This is a genomic window from Coprobacillus sp., from assembly GCF_984815275.1.
In genome coordinates, this window is record NZ_CFJNYH010000057.1 from 1 (window position 1) to 15,059 (window position 15,059).

The 15,059-nt window shown below is 31.3% G+C and carries 15 protein-coding genes; 14 read left to right on the plus strand and 1 reads right to left on the minus strand.

The window, feature by feature from the left end; translation table 11 throughout:
* The 12 genes from AC5M21_RS14655 to AC5M21_RS14710 form a co-directional block, all read left to right on the plus strand.
* Positions 1-305: DUF4351 domain-containing protein (locus tag AC5M21_RS14655; protein ID WP_117616421.1), on the plus strand; the 305-nt coding region annotated here is incomplete at its 5' end.
* A 153-nt stretch (positions 306-458) separates the two neighbouring features.
* Positions 459-905, plus strand: coding sequence for a PTS sugar transporter subunit IIA (locus AC5M21_RS14660; protein ID WP_008788254.1), 447 nt, complete (start codon positions 459-461; stop codon positions 903-905).
* Between the two features lie 7 nt (positions 906-912).
* Complete coding sequence (gene licT / locus AC5M21_RS14665) at positions 913-1,743, plus strand: BglG family transcription antiterminator LicT (protein WP_008788255.1); 831 nt, start codon at positions 913-915, stop codon at positions 1,741-1,743.
* A gap of 107 nt (positions 1,744-1,850) precedes the next feature.
* Positions 1,851-3,239, plus strand: coding sequence for a PTS transporter subunit EIIC (locus tag AC5M21_RS14670; protein ID WP_008788256.1), 1,389 nt, complete (start codon positions 1,851-1,853; stop codon positions 3,237-3,239).
* Between the two features lie 8 nt (positions 3,240-3,247).
* On the plus strand, positions 3,248-4,063 hold the full coding sequence (locus tag AC5M21_RS14675) for an MBL fold metallo-hydrolase (protein WP_008788257.1): 816 nt from the start codon (positions 3,248-3,250) through the stop codon (positions 4,061-4,063).
* Positions 4,064-4,154: 91 nt separating this feature from the next.
* Positions 4,155-4,994, plus strand: coding sequence for a hypothetical protein (locus tag AC5M21_RS14680; protein ID WP_008788258.1), 840 nt, complete (start codon positions 4,155-4,157; stop codon positions 4,992-4,994).
* Complete coding sequence (gene proB, locus AC5M21_RS14685; protein WP_236916375.1) at positions 4,969-6,108, plus strand: glutamate 5-kinase; 1,140 nt, start codon at positions 4,969-4,971, stop codon at positions 6,106-6,108. Before AC5M21_RS14680 ends, proB begins: the two co-directional genes overlap by 26 nt.
* Complete coding sequence (locus AC5M21_RS14690; protein ID WP_008788260.1) at positions 6,101-7,342, plus strand: glutamate-5-semialdehyde dehydrogenase; 1,242 nt, start codon at positions 6,101-6,103, stop codon at positions 7,340-7,342. The genes proB and AC5M21_RS14690 overlap by 8 nt, the downstream gene beginning before the upstream one ends.
* Before the next feature lie 2 nt (positions 7,343-7,344).
* A complete protein-coding gene (locus tag AC5M21_RS14695; protein WP_008788261.1) occupies positions 7,345-7,776 on the plus strand; it encodes a C-GCAxxG-C-C family protein in 432 nt (143 codons plus the stop codon).
* A gap of 89 nt (positions 7,777-7,865) precedes the next feature.
* Positions 7,866-8,294, plus strand: a complete 429-nt coding sequence (locus AC5M21_RS14700) for a MarR family winged helix-turn-helix transcriptional regulator (protein ID WP_008788262.1) — start codon at positions 7,866-7,868, stop codon at positions 8,292-8,294.
* Positions 8,291-10,513 carry an ABC transporter ATP-binding protein gene (locus tag AC5M21_RS14705; protein WP_008788263.1) on the plus strand — a complete coding sequence of 741 codons (2,223 nt, stop codon included), beginning with the start codon at positions 8,291-8,293 and terminating at the stop codon, positions 10,511-10,513. Before AC5M21_RS14700 ends, AC5M21_RS14705 begins: the two co-directional genes overlap by 4 nt.
* Positions 10,506-12,332, plus strand: coding sequence for an ABC transporter ATP-binding protein (locus tag AC5M21_RS14710; RefSeq protein ID WP_008788264.1), 1,827 nt, complete (start codon positions 10,506-10,508; stop codon positions 12,330-12,332). The genes AC5M21_RS14705 and AC5M21_RS14710 overlap by 8 nt, the downstream gene beginning before the upstream one ends.
* A 108-nt stretch (positions 12,333-12,440) precedes the next feature.
* Here the strand turns inward: AC5M21_RS14710 and AC5M21_RS14715 are convergent, their stop codons facing one another.
* The gene (locus AC5M21_RS14715) at positions 12,441-13,286 is read right to left on the minus strand and encodes a LysR family transcriptional regulator (RefSeq protein WP_008788265.1); all 846 of its coding nucleotides are present in this window, start codon (positions 13,284-13,286) and stop codon (positions 12,441-12,443) included.
* Between the two features lie 107 nt (positions 13,287-13,393).
* Between AC5M21_RS14715 and AC5M21_RS14720 the strand changes: the two genes are divergently transcribed.
* Entirely contained in the window at positions 13,394-13,975 is a 582-nt protein-coding gene (locus AC5M21_RS14720) for a histidine phosphatase family protein (protein ID WP_008788266.1), read from the plus strand.
* A gap of 7 nt (positions 13,976-13,982) precedes the next feature.
* Entirely contained in the window at positions 13,983-15,017 is a 1,035-nt protein-coding gene (locus AC5M21_RS14725; protein ID WP_017144151.1) for an MATE family efflux transporter, read from the plus strand.
* The last annotated feature ends 42 nt before the right edge of the window (positions 15,018-15,059 follow it).

A 15,059-nucleotide genomic window follows, 5' to 3' on the forward strand; every position in this document is an offset into this window, starting at 1 on the left:
GAGATACAGCGATTGTATTGGCATCACTGGTAGATAAGGGAGAAGAGTTATTGAAGATAGTCAGGAAAGAAGAGAAGGAGGAAATTGATATGTGCGAATCGATTGATAACTTTAGAAAGAAGGCAGTACAGGAAGGAATGTGTTTAACAATACTGAAACAATTAAACAAAAAGGTAGGATATTTATCATCAGAAGTCGTTACTATGATAGAGAACAGTTCAAGGGAACAATTAGAAAAACTAGCAGTTGAAATTGTATCAATTAAAGATGAACATGATATATTTGTTTTATTACAATCATACTAATAAAACAAAATATAAAGAAAGCCTTTACAATTTTGTTGAATTATGTTATTTTAATAAATGTAGTTCAGTATTGTCATTATTAAGTTAAGCAAGACCTGTTTACATAATTTTTTAATTATGCATTCAGGTCTTTTTGTATAAGGAGGAAAAGTTATGAAATTAATGAGTGTTGTAGATGGAAAAAAGAAGTATTTAGAAGAAGTAAACGATGAAGCATTTTCTCAAAAGATGATGGGAGATGGCATTGCTGTTGTACCAAGTGTGGGAAAAGTATATGCCCCCGCAAGTGGTAGAGTGAGTATGTTATTTCCAACTTATCATGCTATTGGATTAATATTAACAGACGGTGTAGAAGTCTTAATCCATATTGGTATTGATACAGTTGAAATGGATGGTGAAGGTTTTAAAAGTTATGTGCATGTTGGAGATGTGGTAGAAGAGGGAACCTTGTTAATAGAGTTTGATGTTGAAAAGATTAAAAATGCAGGATATGAAACCGATGTTATGGTTATCATCACTCAATTATCTCAATATTCATTAATTCATAAAACCGAGGCAGATGAATTAACAATTCAAGATGTTATTTTAGATATTCAATAGGTGTTTTATGATAATTAAGAGGATTTTAAATAATAACGCTGTTATGAGTGTTGATGAGTCTGGTGAAGATATTATTGTGAAGGGAAAAGGGATTGCATTTCAAAAGAAGAGTGGTGATGAAATCAATCAAAATAAAATTGATAAAATATTTGTTATTAAAAATCAGGAAATAAATCGAAGATATCAAGAAATTCTTGTTCATATTCCATATGATTGTATTAATGCTTGTGAAGATATGATAGATGTCATTAAGGCAAATATTCATAAAGAGTTAAGTGATAAAATTTATGTAACATTGACAGATCATATTTTTAATTTGTTAGAAAGAGTAAAGATGGGAATAGTTTTTGATAATGCTCTATTGTGGGATGTGAAAAGATTATATCGAGAGGAATATCAAGCGGGATTATTGGTTGTAGAAATGATTAGAGAATTGTTTGATATTAAGATAGAAGATGATGAAGCTTGCTTTATTGCTTTACATATAGTCAATGCCCAGATGAATACAGAATTTAAAGAAGTTATTGAAATTACAACTATGATTGATGATGTGTATGATATAGTAGAATCTTGTTTTGATTTGAACATTGATAAAGATGGATTAGAGTATACAAGATTTATAATGCATTTAAGAGTATTTTTTGAAAGAATTATTAATCAACAAAATATTCACTCTGAAAAAAGTCAAACTCTTTTAAAGACATTACAAAATGAATATTTAAAACAATATCAATGCGTTTTAAAAATATTAGATTATGTTTCAATGAAATATGATGAAGCCTTAGAGGGAGAAATCTTATATTTATTAGTTCACGTTATTAAATTAACTGAACATTAAATATAACTTTAACTAAGGGAGGTGAAGATTTTCTCAAACTGGATAGTGACAGTCAGGCTGGCTAAACCTTTATTTTAATATATCTAATTAAAGTGGAGGATAAAAAAATGACGAATCAAGTTTTAGCATCAACAATTTTAGAAAAAGTTGGTGGCAAGGAAAATGTCAAATCAGTGACTCACTGTATGACAAGATTAAGATTTAGCTTAAATGATATTGAAAAAGCAAATCAAGATGAATTAAAGGCAATGAATGAAATTATGGGTGTTGTTTATAAAGGTGGACAATTTCAATTGATTATTGGACCACAAGTGACAAATTTATACGATGAAGTCATGCAATTATTACCAAATCAAGATAAGCTACAAGAAGAACACTGTAAAATTAAAGAACCTATTAAAAAAGATATCAAGTCTTATATAAATAACATTATGGGTGCTTTAGCTGGATGTATGACACCATTAATTCCCATTTTATTATGTATGGGAATTTGTAAAGCAATCGTAGCTGTATTGGGTCCTCAATTGTTAGGCGTTTTCACTGAAAAAGATAGTTTGTATGTTCTTTTTCAGTTTGTAGGTGATGCAGGATTGTATTTTATACCTATTTATGTAGGTTATACAGCATCTAAAAAATTTGGATTTAATGAGTTAATGGGGATGTTTTTAGGAGCTATTCTTATTCATCCAACTTTAATTCAATTAGCAGCTGATGGAACGAAATTCGATGTTTACGGCATACCTGCTGTAGCACAAAATTATACATCATCAATCATTCCAATCATACTTACAATTTGGGTTGCTTCTTATGTAGAACGTTTCTTTAAGAAGTATACACCAGATGTACTAAAAGTTTTTGGAATTCCCTTAGGAACATTGTTGATTATGTTACCATTAGAATTATGTTTGTTTGGTCCTTTGGGATCATTTGCAGGACAATATATTTGTCAAGGTATTATTTGTTTGTATGATGTTGCTGGGCCATTGGCAGTAGGAGTCGTTGGTGCTACTTTTGGACTATTGGTTTTAACAGGAATGCATACTGTTTTGATGGCTTTCTTATTTATGACATTCCCAATGGTTGGATATGATGCTTTTATTATACCTGCTATTTTTGCTTGTAGTTATGCTGGAGCAGGAGTGACGTTGGCTTGTGTTATTAAGTTTAAAGATAAAAAGAAAAAACAATTGACTTTAGGTTACTTTATTACATGGTTGTTTGGTGGGGTTGGTGAACCTATGTTATATGGCTTGAATATTCCTTATAAAACACCGTTATATGCAGGAATTATATCAGGTTTTATAGCAGGTGTTGTGACAGGATTATTAGGTTTAAAAGCATATGTTTTAAGCCCATCAAATGGATTATATATTTTACCAGCATTTTTAGGTGGACCAAATTCAAATTATATTTTATTAGGAATATCAATGGTTGTTTCTGTTGTTATTGGGTTTGTAGTGATGTGGTTTATGAAATTAGATGAAAGTTTAGTGTAGGGTGATATATGGTATATTTTAAACACGAAAAATTAAGTGAACGTATTTATCGAATTATAGATATAACAGGTGTTTGTTGTTATTTGGTGATTGGAGATGACAGGGCATGTTTATTAGACACTTGTAATGGGATAGGAAATATTAAAACGTATGTGGAGCAGATGACAGACCTCCCAATTATTGTTATTTTAACTCATGGGCATCTTGATCACATGGGTGGAGCTGGTTTGTTTGATGAAGTGTATATGAATCATGATGATATGCCAGTATTTCATAAACATGGTGATATGCAGTTCCGAATTGAAGATACAAATGCTCATTCTCCTATGCAGATAGATGCAGAGATATTTATACCTACATATCAAGGAGATATACAAGATATTCAAGATAATGATTGTTTTGATTTAGGTGGTATAACTATTCAGATGATATTAGTGAAGGGACATACACCAGGAATGATGTGTCCACTTATTAAAGAAGAACGCACTATTATTTTTGGAGATGCATGTGGGGTTGGTGTTCTCTTATTTGATGAATTTTCATCATCTGTTTTAGATTATCAAAAAAGTTTAATTTGTTTGAAGGAATATGAAAATGATTATGATATTATATATCGAAATCACGGAACATTTACATCTCATAAAGAATTGTTAGATAATGTTATTGAATGTTGTGATTTGATTTTAACCAGACAAGATGCTCATTTTCCAATATTATTTCATGGTATACAATTGTATGCTTGTCATGAAACTAAAACTAATGGTCAAGGTAGAAGAGATGGTAAAGAAGGAAATATCTTATATTCTTTAGATAAAGTAAAATAATGGATGAAAGTCACGAATTTTAGAGTTTGTGGCTTTTCTTTTACTTTTATGATGAAGTTGTGTATAATAGTAAAACAAGAGAGGACATAGTATGAATATAAGGGGAATAAAGCAACAGGCAAATCATATATATTTAAAATATCGTCAACAGATTATACCAGAGTTTTTCTATGTTGGTTATGTTGGATTACTCGCACAATACTTGCAAAGCGGGTTATTCTCCTTTTTTGTTTCACTCTTTTTATCACCAATTGCTCATGGTTATGTAAAGTGTGTCATGAAACTAACAGATGAAGATCATGCACGTATTGATTATCATCAATCAATGGTTGGAATTATGGAATTCCCACGTGTTGCTCCTGCTTACTTGATGAGAAAAGCTATTATTTTATTTCTGACAGTAGTTGTGGCTTTACCAACAATATTTTCATTTCATCACTTCATTCCAGAACTATCAATAGAATGGTTTTCTTCTTTAGGAAATGCTTTTATTCAAACAGAGTTTTTTGTTCCTGATTTTCAAGAAATTGCTTTGATTGCAGAGAATGCATTTATAGTTCTTAATTTTATTGTGTGTCTTCTTGTTTATTTAGGTTTGACAGGCTTATTTATGCCTGTACCATATGTTATGGAACTAGAAGAATTTTCTTGGAGTGAATGTATTCAATATTCAATTCAATTGATGAAAGGAAATATGTTTAAATTTATTCAGCTTTATATTGGTTATATATTGAGGCATGCATTGTATTGGAGTGTGACAGGTCTTGTTTTATTGTTTGTGGGGACAATAAATGAAATATTAATGTTATTTTGTATGGTTACATCTTTGTTTTTCTATATTGGGGTATTTAAAGGAAGATTTGAGATTGCTAAATATTTATTTTATAAAGAGATAAGAGGGGATTATGATGAGAGATTTACAGGGAATTAAGAAGATTGTTATTAAAGTTGGTTCTTCTTCACTTTGTAATCAGAAAGGACAAATTGAAAAAGAAAAGATTTTATATTTAATTTTACAAATATCAAAATTGATAGAATTAGATTATTCTATTGTTTTAGTTTCTTCAGGAGCAATTGCTGCTGGTATGGGGGCTTTAGGATTGAAGGAAAAACCACAAACGATACCAGAGAAGCAAGCTTTAGCAGCTATTGGACAAGCAAAATTAATGCAAATCTATGAAGAAATATTTCAATTGTTTGATATTGAATGTGCACAGGTTCTATTAAATCATGGTGATTTTGATGATCGAAAAAGATTGATTAATCTTACCAATACAATGCATTCTTTGATGCACTATGGTGTGATTCCGATTGTGAATGAAAATGATGCATTGGCAGTTGATGAAATTAAAGTTGGTGATAATGATACACTAGCCGCTTTAATTGTTCCTGTTGTAGAAGCCGATATGTTAATCCTTGTTAGTGATATTGATGGTCTTTATACAGCGAATCCACATGTTGATAAAGATGCACAACTGATTAAATTTGTAGATTATGTTGATGATGATATACGTCATATGGCAGGTGATACATCTTCGGGATTAGGAACTGGTGGCATGGCAACAAAGATCAGAGCAGCTAAGATTGTGAATGATTATGGGAGTCATCTGGTGATTGTTAATGGTCAACAGGAAAATAGTATTTTGCATATTTTTGATGAACATGAAAGTGGAACTTGGTTTAATGGGAAAAGTGGTGTGAATATGAATGCCAAAGTTCATTGGCTTACTTATCGAACAAGTTCAAAAGGATGCATAGTTGTTGATGAAGGTGCTGCTGAAGCTTTGCAGGTTCATCGTAAAAGTTTGTTGCCGAAGGGAATTGTCAATGTGCAAGAGCATTTTATGAGGGGGCAGGTTGTAGATATTATGAATGTTCGTGGTGAAAAGATTGCTAAGGGTATAAGCAATTATTCAAGTGAAGAAATTAAATTGATTATGGGTCATCAAAGTTGTGAAATTGAATCTATATTACATTATAAAGATTATGATGTTGTTGTTCATGCAAATAATATGGTTATTATAGGAGGGGATTGCTATGGATAGTGTTTTACAGATCCAGTTGGAACTTGCTAAAAAGGCAAGCCGTACAATGTTAAAGATAAGTACTGAACAAAAAAATCAAGCTTTAACATCAATTTCATATGCATTAAAAAAGCATGTTGATGAAATTATTGCAGCAAATCAGATTGATATTGATAATGCTAAAGCAAATGGGATGTCATCTGCTATGGTTGATCGTCTTTTGTTAACACAGCAGAGAATTGAAAACATTGCTGAAGATGTTTTAAAATTAACAACATTAAGTGACCCAGTTGGTCAAGTTATTCGAGAGATTCATCGACCTAATGGCTTGCTTATTAAACAGGTGAGAGTGCCAATAGGTGTTTTTGGTATTATTTATGAATCAAGACCAAATGTCACAGTGGATATTGCATGTTTATGCATTAAATCTGGTAATGTCTGTGTTTTAAAAGGCGGCAAGGAAGCATTATGTTCTAATCAAATATTAACACGTATTATGCAAGAAGCAACACGTCATATTCTTCCAGTAGGAACGATTACTCTTATTGAAAATACTGATCGTTCAATGGTTTCACAATTAATTACTGCCAATGAGTATGTAGATGTTGTGGTGCCAAGAGGAGGTAAAGGACTGATAGAGCATGTCATCCATAACGCAACAGTTCCTGTCATAGAAACAGGTGCAGGGAATTGTCATTTGTATATTGATAAAGATGCTAATATGCACAAAGCTATTGCTATTTCAGTGAATGCTAAAATACAAAGACCATCAGTCTGTAATGCCATTGAAACAATTCTAGTTCATAAAGATATTGCTAAAGAGTATCTTGTAGCAATGGTAAAGGCTTTTGATGGAAAGGTAGAGATTCGTGGTGATGAGCGTGTATGTGGTATGATTTCATGTCAAAAAGCAACACAGGAAGATTATGCTACTGAATATGATGATTATATTGTAGCAGTGAAAATTGTTGATTCCATTGATGAGGTCATTGATCATATTTATAAATATTCAACAAAGCATTCTGAATGTATTGTGACTGAGAATCAAGAAGCAGCGACACTTTTCTTAAACTCTTTGGACTCAGCCTGTGTTTATCATAATGCATCAACTCGTTTTAGTGACGGTGGAGAATTTGGTTTTGGTGCAGAACTCGGTATCAGTACACAAAAATTGCATGCAAGAGGTCCACTTGCACTTTTAGAAATGACATCATTTCAATATCGAATTTATGGACAAGGACAAATAAGGGAGTAAGAATGAATATAGAAGAAAGAGTCAGAGTTGCTTATGAAACACATCATGAAGGATATAATTGTGCTCAAGCTGTTTTTGCAGCCTATTTAGATTTATTAGATATTTCAAAAGAAGATGCCATGAAAACTGCTTATGGTTTTGGTGGTGGGTTAGGAATGACCCGTGAAATCTGTGGCACATTGACAGGTGGAGCCATGGTCTTAGGTCAAAAGTTTGGAAAAGAAGCTGCGGATGTGAAACAAAAACAATTTGTTAATAAGAAAGTTGCTTCACTATGCAAAGAATTTGAAGAAAGTCATGGTTCAGTCATTTGTGGTGAACTTTTAGGGTTAAGAGAAACTGATAAAAAAGTTAATCGACAAACTTGTGATGAGCTCATTGAGGAAGTTGTTAGATTATTAGAAAAATATATGGTTAAAGAAGAAATTTCATAAAAAGAAGTTTCTTTTTTATATTTGTATTGACATTACTTAGTCGACTAACTATAATAGTTAGTGCGCTAAGTAATAAGGGGTGAAGAAGCATGAAATATGAAAAACTGAGTATAATTATGGAAGAATTACGAATGGTCCATAAATTGCATAACAAAATGATGTCTGGACATTGTCAGGATATTACTCCAGAACAAGGGAAGTTATTATATCTTATTAGAAATGAAAAGATGAATCAAAAAGAAATTGCAAAACATCTTCATATTACAGAGGCGACTCTTTCAGTAAGAATAAAACGTTTGGTTGATTCGGGGTTGGTTGAAAGAGAAGTTGATAGAAATGATAAGAGAGTTTATTCTATTGTTTTATCAAAAAAAGGGGAAAAACTTATGAATGATATGGAGAATGCAATTCATCATTATCAAGAGGTTATTTGTAAAGGTATTACAAATGAGGAATATGAATCTGTATTAAAAGTTATTCATAAAATTCAAAAAAATATAAAGGAGGAAATTGAATGATCAAGTTGCGAAAATTTGCTTATAAATTTTGGTTACCAATTATTCTTTGTATTGGGTTTGTCTTTATTCAATCTCAATCAGAGTTAGCGTTGCCTGATTATATGAGCAAGATAGTTACAAATGGAATTCAAGCAGGTGGATTTGATAGCCCAGTTGCTGATGTTTTAAGTGATGAAACATTACAACATCTTTTGATTTTTGCTGATGATGCTCAACAAGAAGTCATTAAATCTAGTTATACATTCACAAGTTATAATGATTTAGATGATGATATCAAAGAAACATTTCCAAAATTGAAAGATGCCTATTTATTAAAAGATCTTTCTAAAGAACAAAATGAACAATTAGAAAGTGCTTTAGTGAAACCAATGTTAATGGTATCTTCTATTGATTCAATGGATCCAAATTCTGATGAATACAAAGAAAGATTTGGTAATTTACCAGCAGGTACTGATCTTTATAAAGTCTTTTCAATGATGGATGAAGAAGCAAAAAAAGAAATGACAAAAAGTATTGATGAACAAATGGATGCCATGGGTGAAACAACAATGTTAATTGCTGCTGGTAATGGTGTGAAAACAGAGTATATTGGATTGGGCGCTGATGTCGATAAAATTCAATCAGATTATATACTTAAATCTGGTTTAATTATGTTAGGTATTGCCTTAATTGGTTCTATTGCAGCGATGAGTTCAGCATTCCTATCATCTCGTGTTGGGGCCGGTGTTGCTAGAGATTTAAGGAAGGCTGTTTTCAAGAAAGTAGAGAGTTTTTCAAATACAGAATTTAATAAGTTTTCAACAGCTTCATTAATTACGCGTACAACAAATGATATAACGCAAGTTCAAATGCTCGTGATTATGTTACTTAGAATTGTATTATTTGCACCTATGATGGGAATTGGAGCTTTATACAAAGCTTTAACACATTCAACATCAATGACATGGATTATCTTTATGATTTTGATTGTGATTAGTGTTGTCTTATTCATCTTAATCAAAGTGGTTATGCCTAAATTCAAAGTTATTCAATCCTTAATTGATAGATTGAACTTAACAATGAGAGAGAATTTAACAGGAGTTCTTGTTATTCGAGCATTTGGTAATGAAAAACATAGTGAGGAACGTTTTGATGGTGCAAATGATGATTTAACAAAAGTTAATTTATTTGTGAATCGTGCTATGGCAACCTTAATGCCAATTATGATGTTTATTATGAATATTGCAGCTGTTCTTGTTGTTTGGGTTGGAGCAAAGCAAATGGATTTAGGAAATATTGCAATTGGTGAAATGATGGCTTTTATTCAATATACAATGAATATCATTATGTCATTCTTATTTATTGCAATGATTTTCATCATGATTCCACGTGCCAGTGTTGCAGCAGGTAGAGTTTATGATGTTTTATCAACAGAATTAAAAATTAAAGATCCTGATGTTGCAGAAGATTTCTATGCAAGCAAAAAAGGTTTAGTGGAATTCAAAAATGTAACTTTCCAATACCCTGGTGCCCATGAAGCTGTTTTAAGTGATATTAACTTTACAGCTAAACCTGGTCAAACAACTGCTTTTATTGGTTCAACAGGATCAGGAAAATCAACATTAATTAATTTGATTCCTCGTTTCTATGATGTTACAGAAGGTGAAATTCTCGTTGATGGAGTTGATGTTAGAAAAGTGAAACAACATGATTTACGAGAATTAATTGGTGTTGTTCCACAAAAAGGTGTTCTTTTCTCAGGTACAATTCGCTCTAATCTTCAATATGGTGCACGTGATGCAAGTGATGAAGATTTAAATGAAGTTATTCGTATTGCCCAGGCGAGCGAGTTTGTTGATGATAAACCAAAAGGTTTAAGTGAAGAGATTTCACAAGGTGGAACAAATGTTTCAGGAGGACAAAAACAACGTTTAGCTATTGCAAGAGCTTTGGCAAAAAATCCTGAGATATTAATTTTTGATGATAGTTTCTCGGCATTAGATTTTAAAACTGATGCTATTTTAAGAAAAGAATTAAGTAAGCTAACAGAAAAAACACAAAACACAATTTTAATTGTTGGTCAAAGAATTGCATCTATTATGGATGCTGATCAGATCATTGTTTTGGATAAAGGAAAAATAGTTGGAAAAGGAACTCATGAAGAACTTATGAAAGATTGTCAAGTTTATCAAGAGATTGCTTATTCTCAACTTTCAAAGGAGGAATTAGCAGATGCCTAGAGGACCAATGGGACATGGTGGACATGCCACAGAAAAAGCTAAGGACTTTAAAGGAACACTAAAAAAATTATTTGCTTACTTAAAACCTTATTATGTTAAATTTATATTTATTATTATTTTTGCGACTGGATCAACTGTCTTTGCTATCTTTGGACCAAAGATTTTAGCTAAGGCAACTGATAAATTAAGTGAAGGTATTATTTCGAAAATCTCAAATACTGGTGGTATTGATTTTGGTGCTATTGCAGAGATATTGATTTTCTTAGGTTGTATTTATTTGTTAAGTGCATTACTGAATTATATTCAAGGGTTCTTAACTTCTGGTATTTCACAAAGAGTTGCTTATGATTTTAGAAAAGCCATTTCTGAAAAAATGGATCGCTTGCCATTAAGTTATTTTGATAAGCATTCAAGTGGTGATACATTATCTCGTGTTACAAATGATGTTGATTTGATTGCCCAGTCATTAAATCAAAGTATGACACAGATTGTCACTTCAGTTGTTACTGTAATAGGTATATTAATTATGATGTTAACGATTAGTATTCCAATGACTTTAATGGCATTATGTGTATTACCAGTATCAATGGCTTTAATGGGAATCATTATGAAGAGAACACAGAAATATTTCTTTAAACAACAAGAGAGTTTAGGAAATGTGAATGGTCATATTGAAGAAATGTATGGTGCTCATCAGGTTGTGAAGGCATTTAATGGTGAAGAAGAATCAGTAGAGAAATTTGTTGTTTACAATGATGATTTGTATGAGTCTGCATGGAAATCTCAATTCTTTTCTGGTTTATTACAGCCATTAACAACTTTTGTTGGAAACATTGGTTATGTTGGTGTGTGTTTATTAGGGGGCTTCTTGGCAACAGGAGGATCTATTTCAATTGGAGATATTCAGGCATTTATTCAATATGTAAGACAATTTAATCAACCAATTACACAACTTGCTCAAATTATGAATCAGCTTCAATCAACTGCAGCAGCTGCTGAACGTGTATTTGAATTTTTAGATGAAGAAGAGTTGTCTAAAGAAACACCAGTTGTAGAACACGAAGATATTCAAAAAATAGATGGAAGTGTCACATTCAATAATGTCAACTTTGGTTATAATCCTGATAAGACAATTATTAATGATTTCTCAATGCATGTCCATGCTGGTCAAAGTGTTGCAATTGTTGGACCAACTGGTGCAGGAAAAACAACGATTGTTAAATTATTAATGCGTTTCTATGAATTAAATAGTGGATCTATTTTGATTGATGGTCATGATATTAAAGATTTCTCAAGAAGTGATTTAAGAAGTTTGTTTGGAATGGTTTTACAAGATACTTGGTTATTTGGTGGAACAATTAAAGAAAACTTAAAATATGGAAAACTGGATGCAACTGATGAAGAAATGATAAAAGCTTGTGAACTGGCTTATGCTGATCATTTTATTAATACACTAGAAGATGGTTATGAAACAATTATTAATGAGGAATCAAGCAACATTTCTCAAGGGCAAAAACAATTATTAACAATTGCCAGAGCATTCTTAGCTGATCCTAAAATATTAATTCTTGATGAAGCGACTTCTTCAGTTGACACAAGAACAGAAGTTTTAATTCAAAAAGGTATGGATAAGTTAATGGAAGGAAGAACAAGTTTTATTATTGCTCACCGTTTATCTACCATTAAAGATGCAAGTACAATTATTGTCATGAAAGATGGCGATATTGTGGAACTTGGGAATCATGAATCATTGCTTGCTAAGGGTGGATTCTATGCTGATTTATATCAGTCACAATTTGAATCAAGTAAAGAAGAATAAAAAGAATATATATGACTTTGTTATAAGTCATTCTATTAAAAAAGATCATAGTCTATTGATATGGACTGTGATCTTTTCTGTACATCATGAACTTTTCATTAAATAGATCTACTTATTTAATGTATAAAGAAATGCTTTCAATTGAGATTCATTTTCTTTTAAATAACAACAGTAAAATGTTGCATGAGCTTCTTTATCAGTAATGGGAATAATAACTCTATTTGGTGGGATACCATCATATTTCATGCTAAAATCTGATGTAAAAGAAGGTAAAGATGATAATTCGATGAGATCATAAAAAACACTTCGATCTTGTTGAATGAGAAATTTGGTATTTGGCATTGTTTCATTATGCATTTGATTCCAAAAACCAATATTAGACATCAATAACATTTTTTCTCCATCCATTTCTTTTAAGGAAATGGCTTTTTGATGTGCCAAATGATGATCATGAGGGAGTGAGAAGTAAAGCTGTTCTTCCATGAACATAATGCTTTCAATATCATCATCTTCAATTTCATAAGGCATAATAATAAAGGTGTATGTATGATCTTTGAGACCATCTATGAGTATATTGATATCTTTAATTTCATTAGAAACCGTTTTATCAGGATAAAATCTTGATACTTTTTGATTGAGATAGATTTGTGGAGCTGGAGCACATGTTCCTATCGAGATAGTATGCTGCTTTCTATTAAATTCTCTTAACTGTGTTTTCATGCTTTTTGTATCACTGATAATTCTTTTGGCAAGTTCTACCGCAAGTAATCCAGTTGCGTTTAAATACATTCTATTTTTTGTACGTTCAAATAGTGTTAAATCTAGTGTTTCTTCTAGCTTTTGCATAGAACGTGTCAAAACAGGTTGAGAGATATGTAATTCTTTAGCAGCCCGAGATAATGTTTTGTATTCATCAAAAGCAATAAGATGGATAAGTTGTTCAAATTCAATCATATATTTCTCCTTTCACTATTCTATTTCATTATAGCAGATTTCAATATTAATATTGTACTTTTTTAATATAATTGAGTAAAATGGATGTGTAAAGGAGAATAATAATTATGAAAAAAACATTATATTTAATGAGACATGGACAGACATTATTTAATTTACAGCATAAAATTCAAGGATGGTGTGATGCCCCATTAACACAACTTGGTATCAAACAAGCAAAGATTGCAAGTGAATACTTTAAAGATAATCAGATTACTTTTGATCACGCTTATTCATCAACTTCAGAAAGAGCCTGCGATACTTTAGAAATTGTCACAGATGGGAAAATGCCTTATACAAGAGTCAAAGGTTTAAAGGAATGGAACTTTGGAGCATTTGAAGGAAAAGATGAATGTTTAAATCCAAAACTACCTTATGGTGATTTCTTTAAACAATTTGGTGGTGATAGTGAGATGGAATTAAGAGAAAGAATGGTGAAAACATTAACTGATATTATGAATCAAGATGATCATAAAGTTGTTTTAGCTGTTTCTCATGGAGCTGCATGTGCGCAGTTTTATCGTGCATTTGAACAGTATGCTAAGGTTCTTAAAAAAGAAAGATTTTATAATTGCTGTATTTTAAAGTTTGAATATGAAAATGGGATCTTCACATTAGTAGAACTCTATAACAAGAATGTAACGGAATAGATGGATGATGGATATTCAAAAAAAGAAATTTGTGAATTTTGATGTTGATTTAATTCATGGCCCCATATTTAAATCATTGGTTATCTTTGCTATCCCATTATTGATATCTAATATTTTTCAACAATTATATAACACTGTTGATACAATGATCGTTGGGCAATACTTAGGCGATGTGTCTTTGGCAGCAATTGGTTCATGTGCAGCAATTTATGATTTACTGGTTGGTTTTGCATTAGGAATTGGCAATGGGTTATCAATTGTGACTGCACGAAGTTATGGATCGAAAGATGAAACATTATTAAAGAAATCAGTTGCTAGTTCGATTGTGATAGGTATTATTGTTTCTGTTGTTTTAACGCTTATTGGTCTTGTTTTTTTAAGACCATTATTGAATATATTGAATACACCAATTGAAATTATTGATGAAGCGTACAGTTATATTTTCTTTATTGTTTTGTTTATTATTGTAATGTTTGCTTATAACTTATGTGCTGGGTTATTAAGAGCTATTGGGAATAGTATGATGCCACTTATATTTTTGATTATTTCATCAGTATTAAATGTAGGTTTAGATATTCTTTTTATTACTCAATTTCAAATGGGGATTAGAGGAGCAGCAGTTGCTACGGTTATTTCACAAGGAATATCAGTTATTTTATGCATCATTTATATCATCAAAAAAACACGTGTTTTATTACCTGAAAAGAAACATTTTCAAATGGATAAAGATCTCTATAGAGAACTATTAGGACAAGGTTTTTCAATGGGATTGATGAGCTGTATTGTTTCAGCGGGTTCAGTGATATTACAATATGGAATCAATAACTTAGGTTATTTAATTATTGCTGGACACACAGCTGCGAGAAAGTTATACATGTTCTTTAATATGCCTTTTATTGCAATGGCATTAGGGATTTCTACTTTTGTTTCTCAAAATAAAGGTGCAAATCAAAAAGAACGTATTAAAAAAGCTTTGAAATATGCTTATATTTATGATGTGATTGCTGCTATTGTGGTTACTGTGATTATTCTCCTCGTATAATATATTTTGTAAAGATGACTAGTCATCTTTACAAGTTTATTT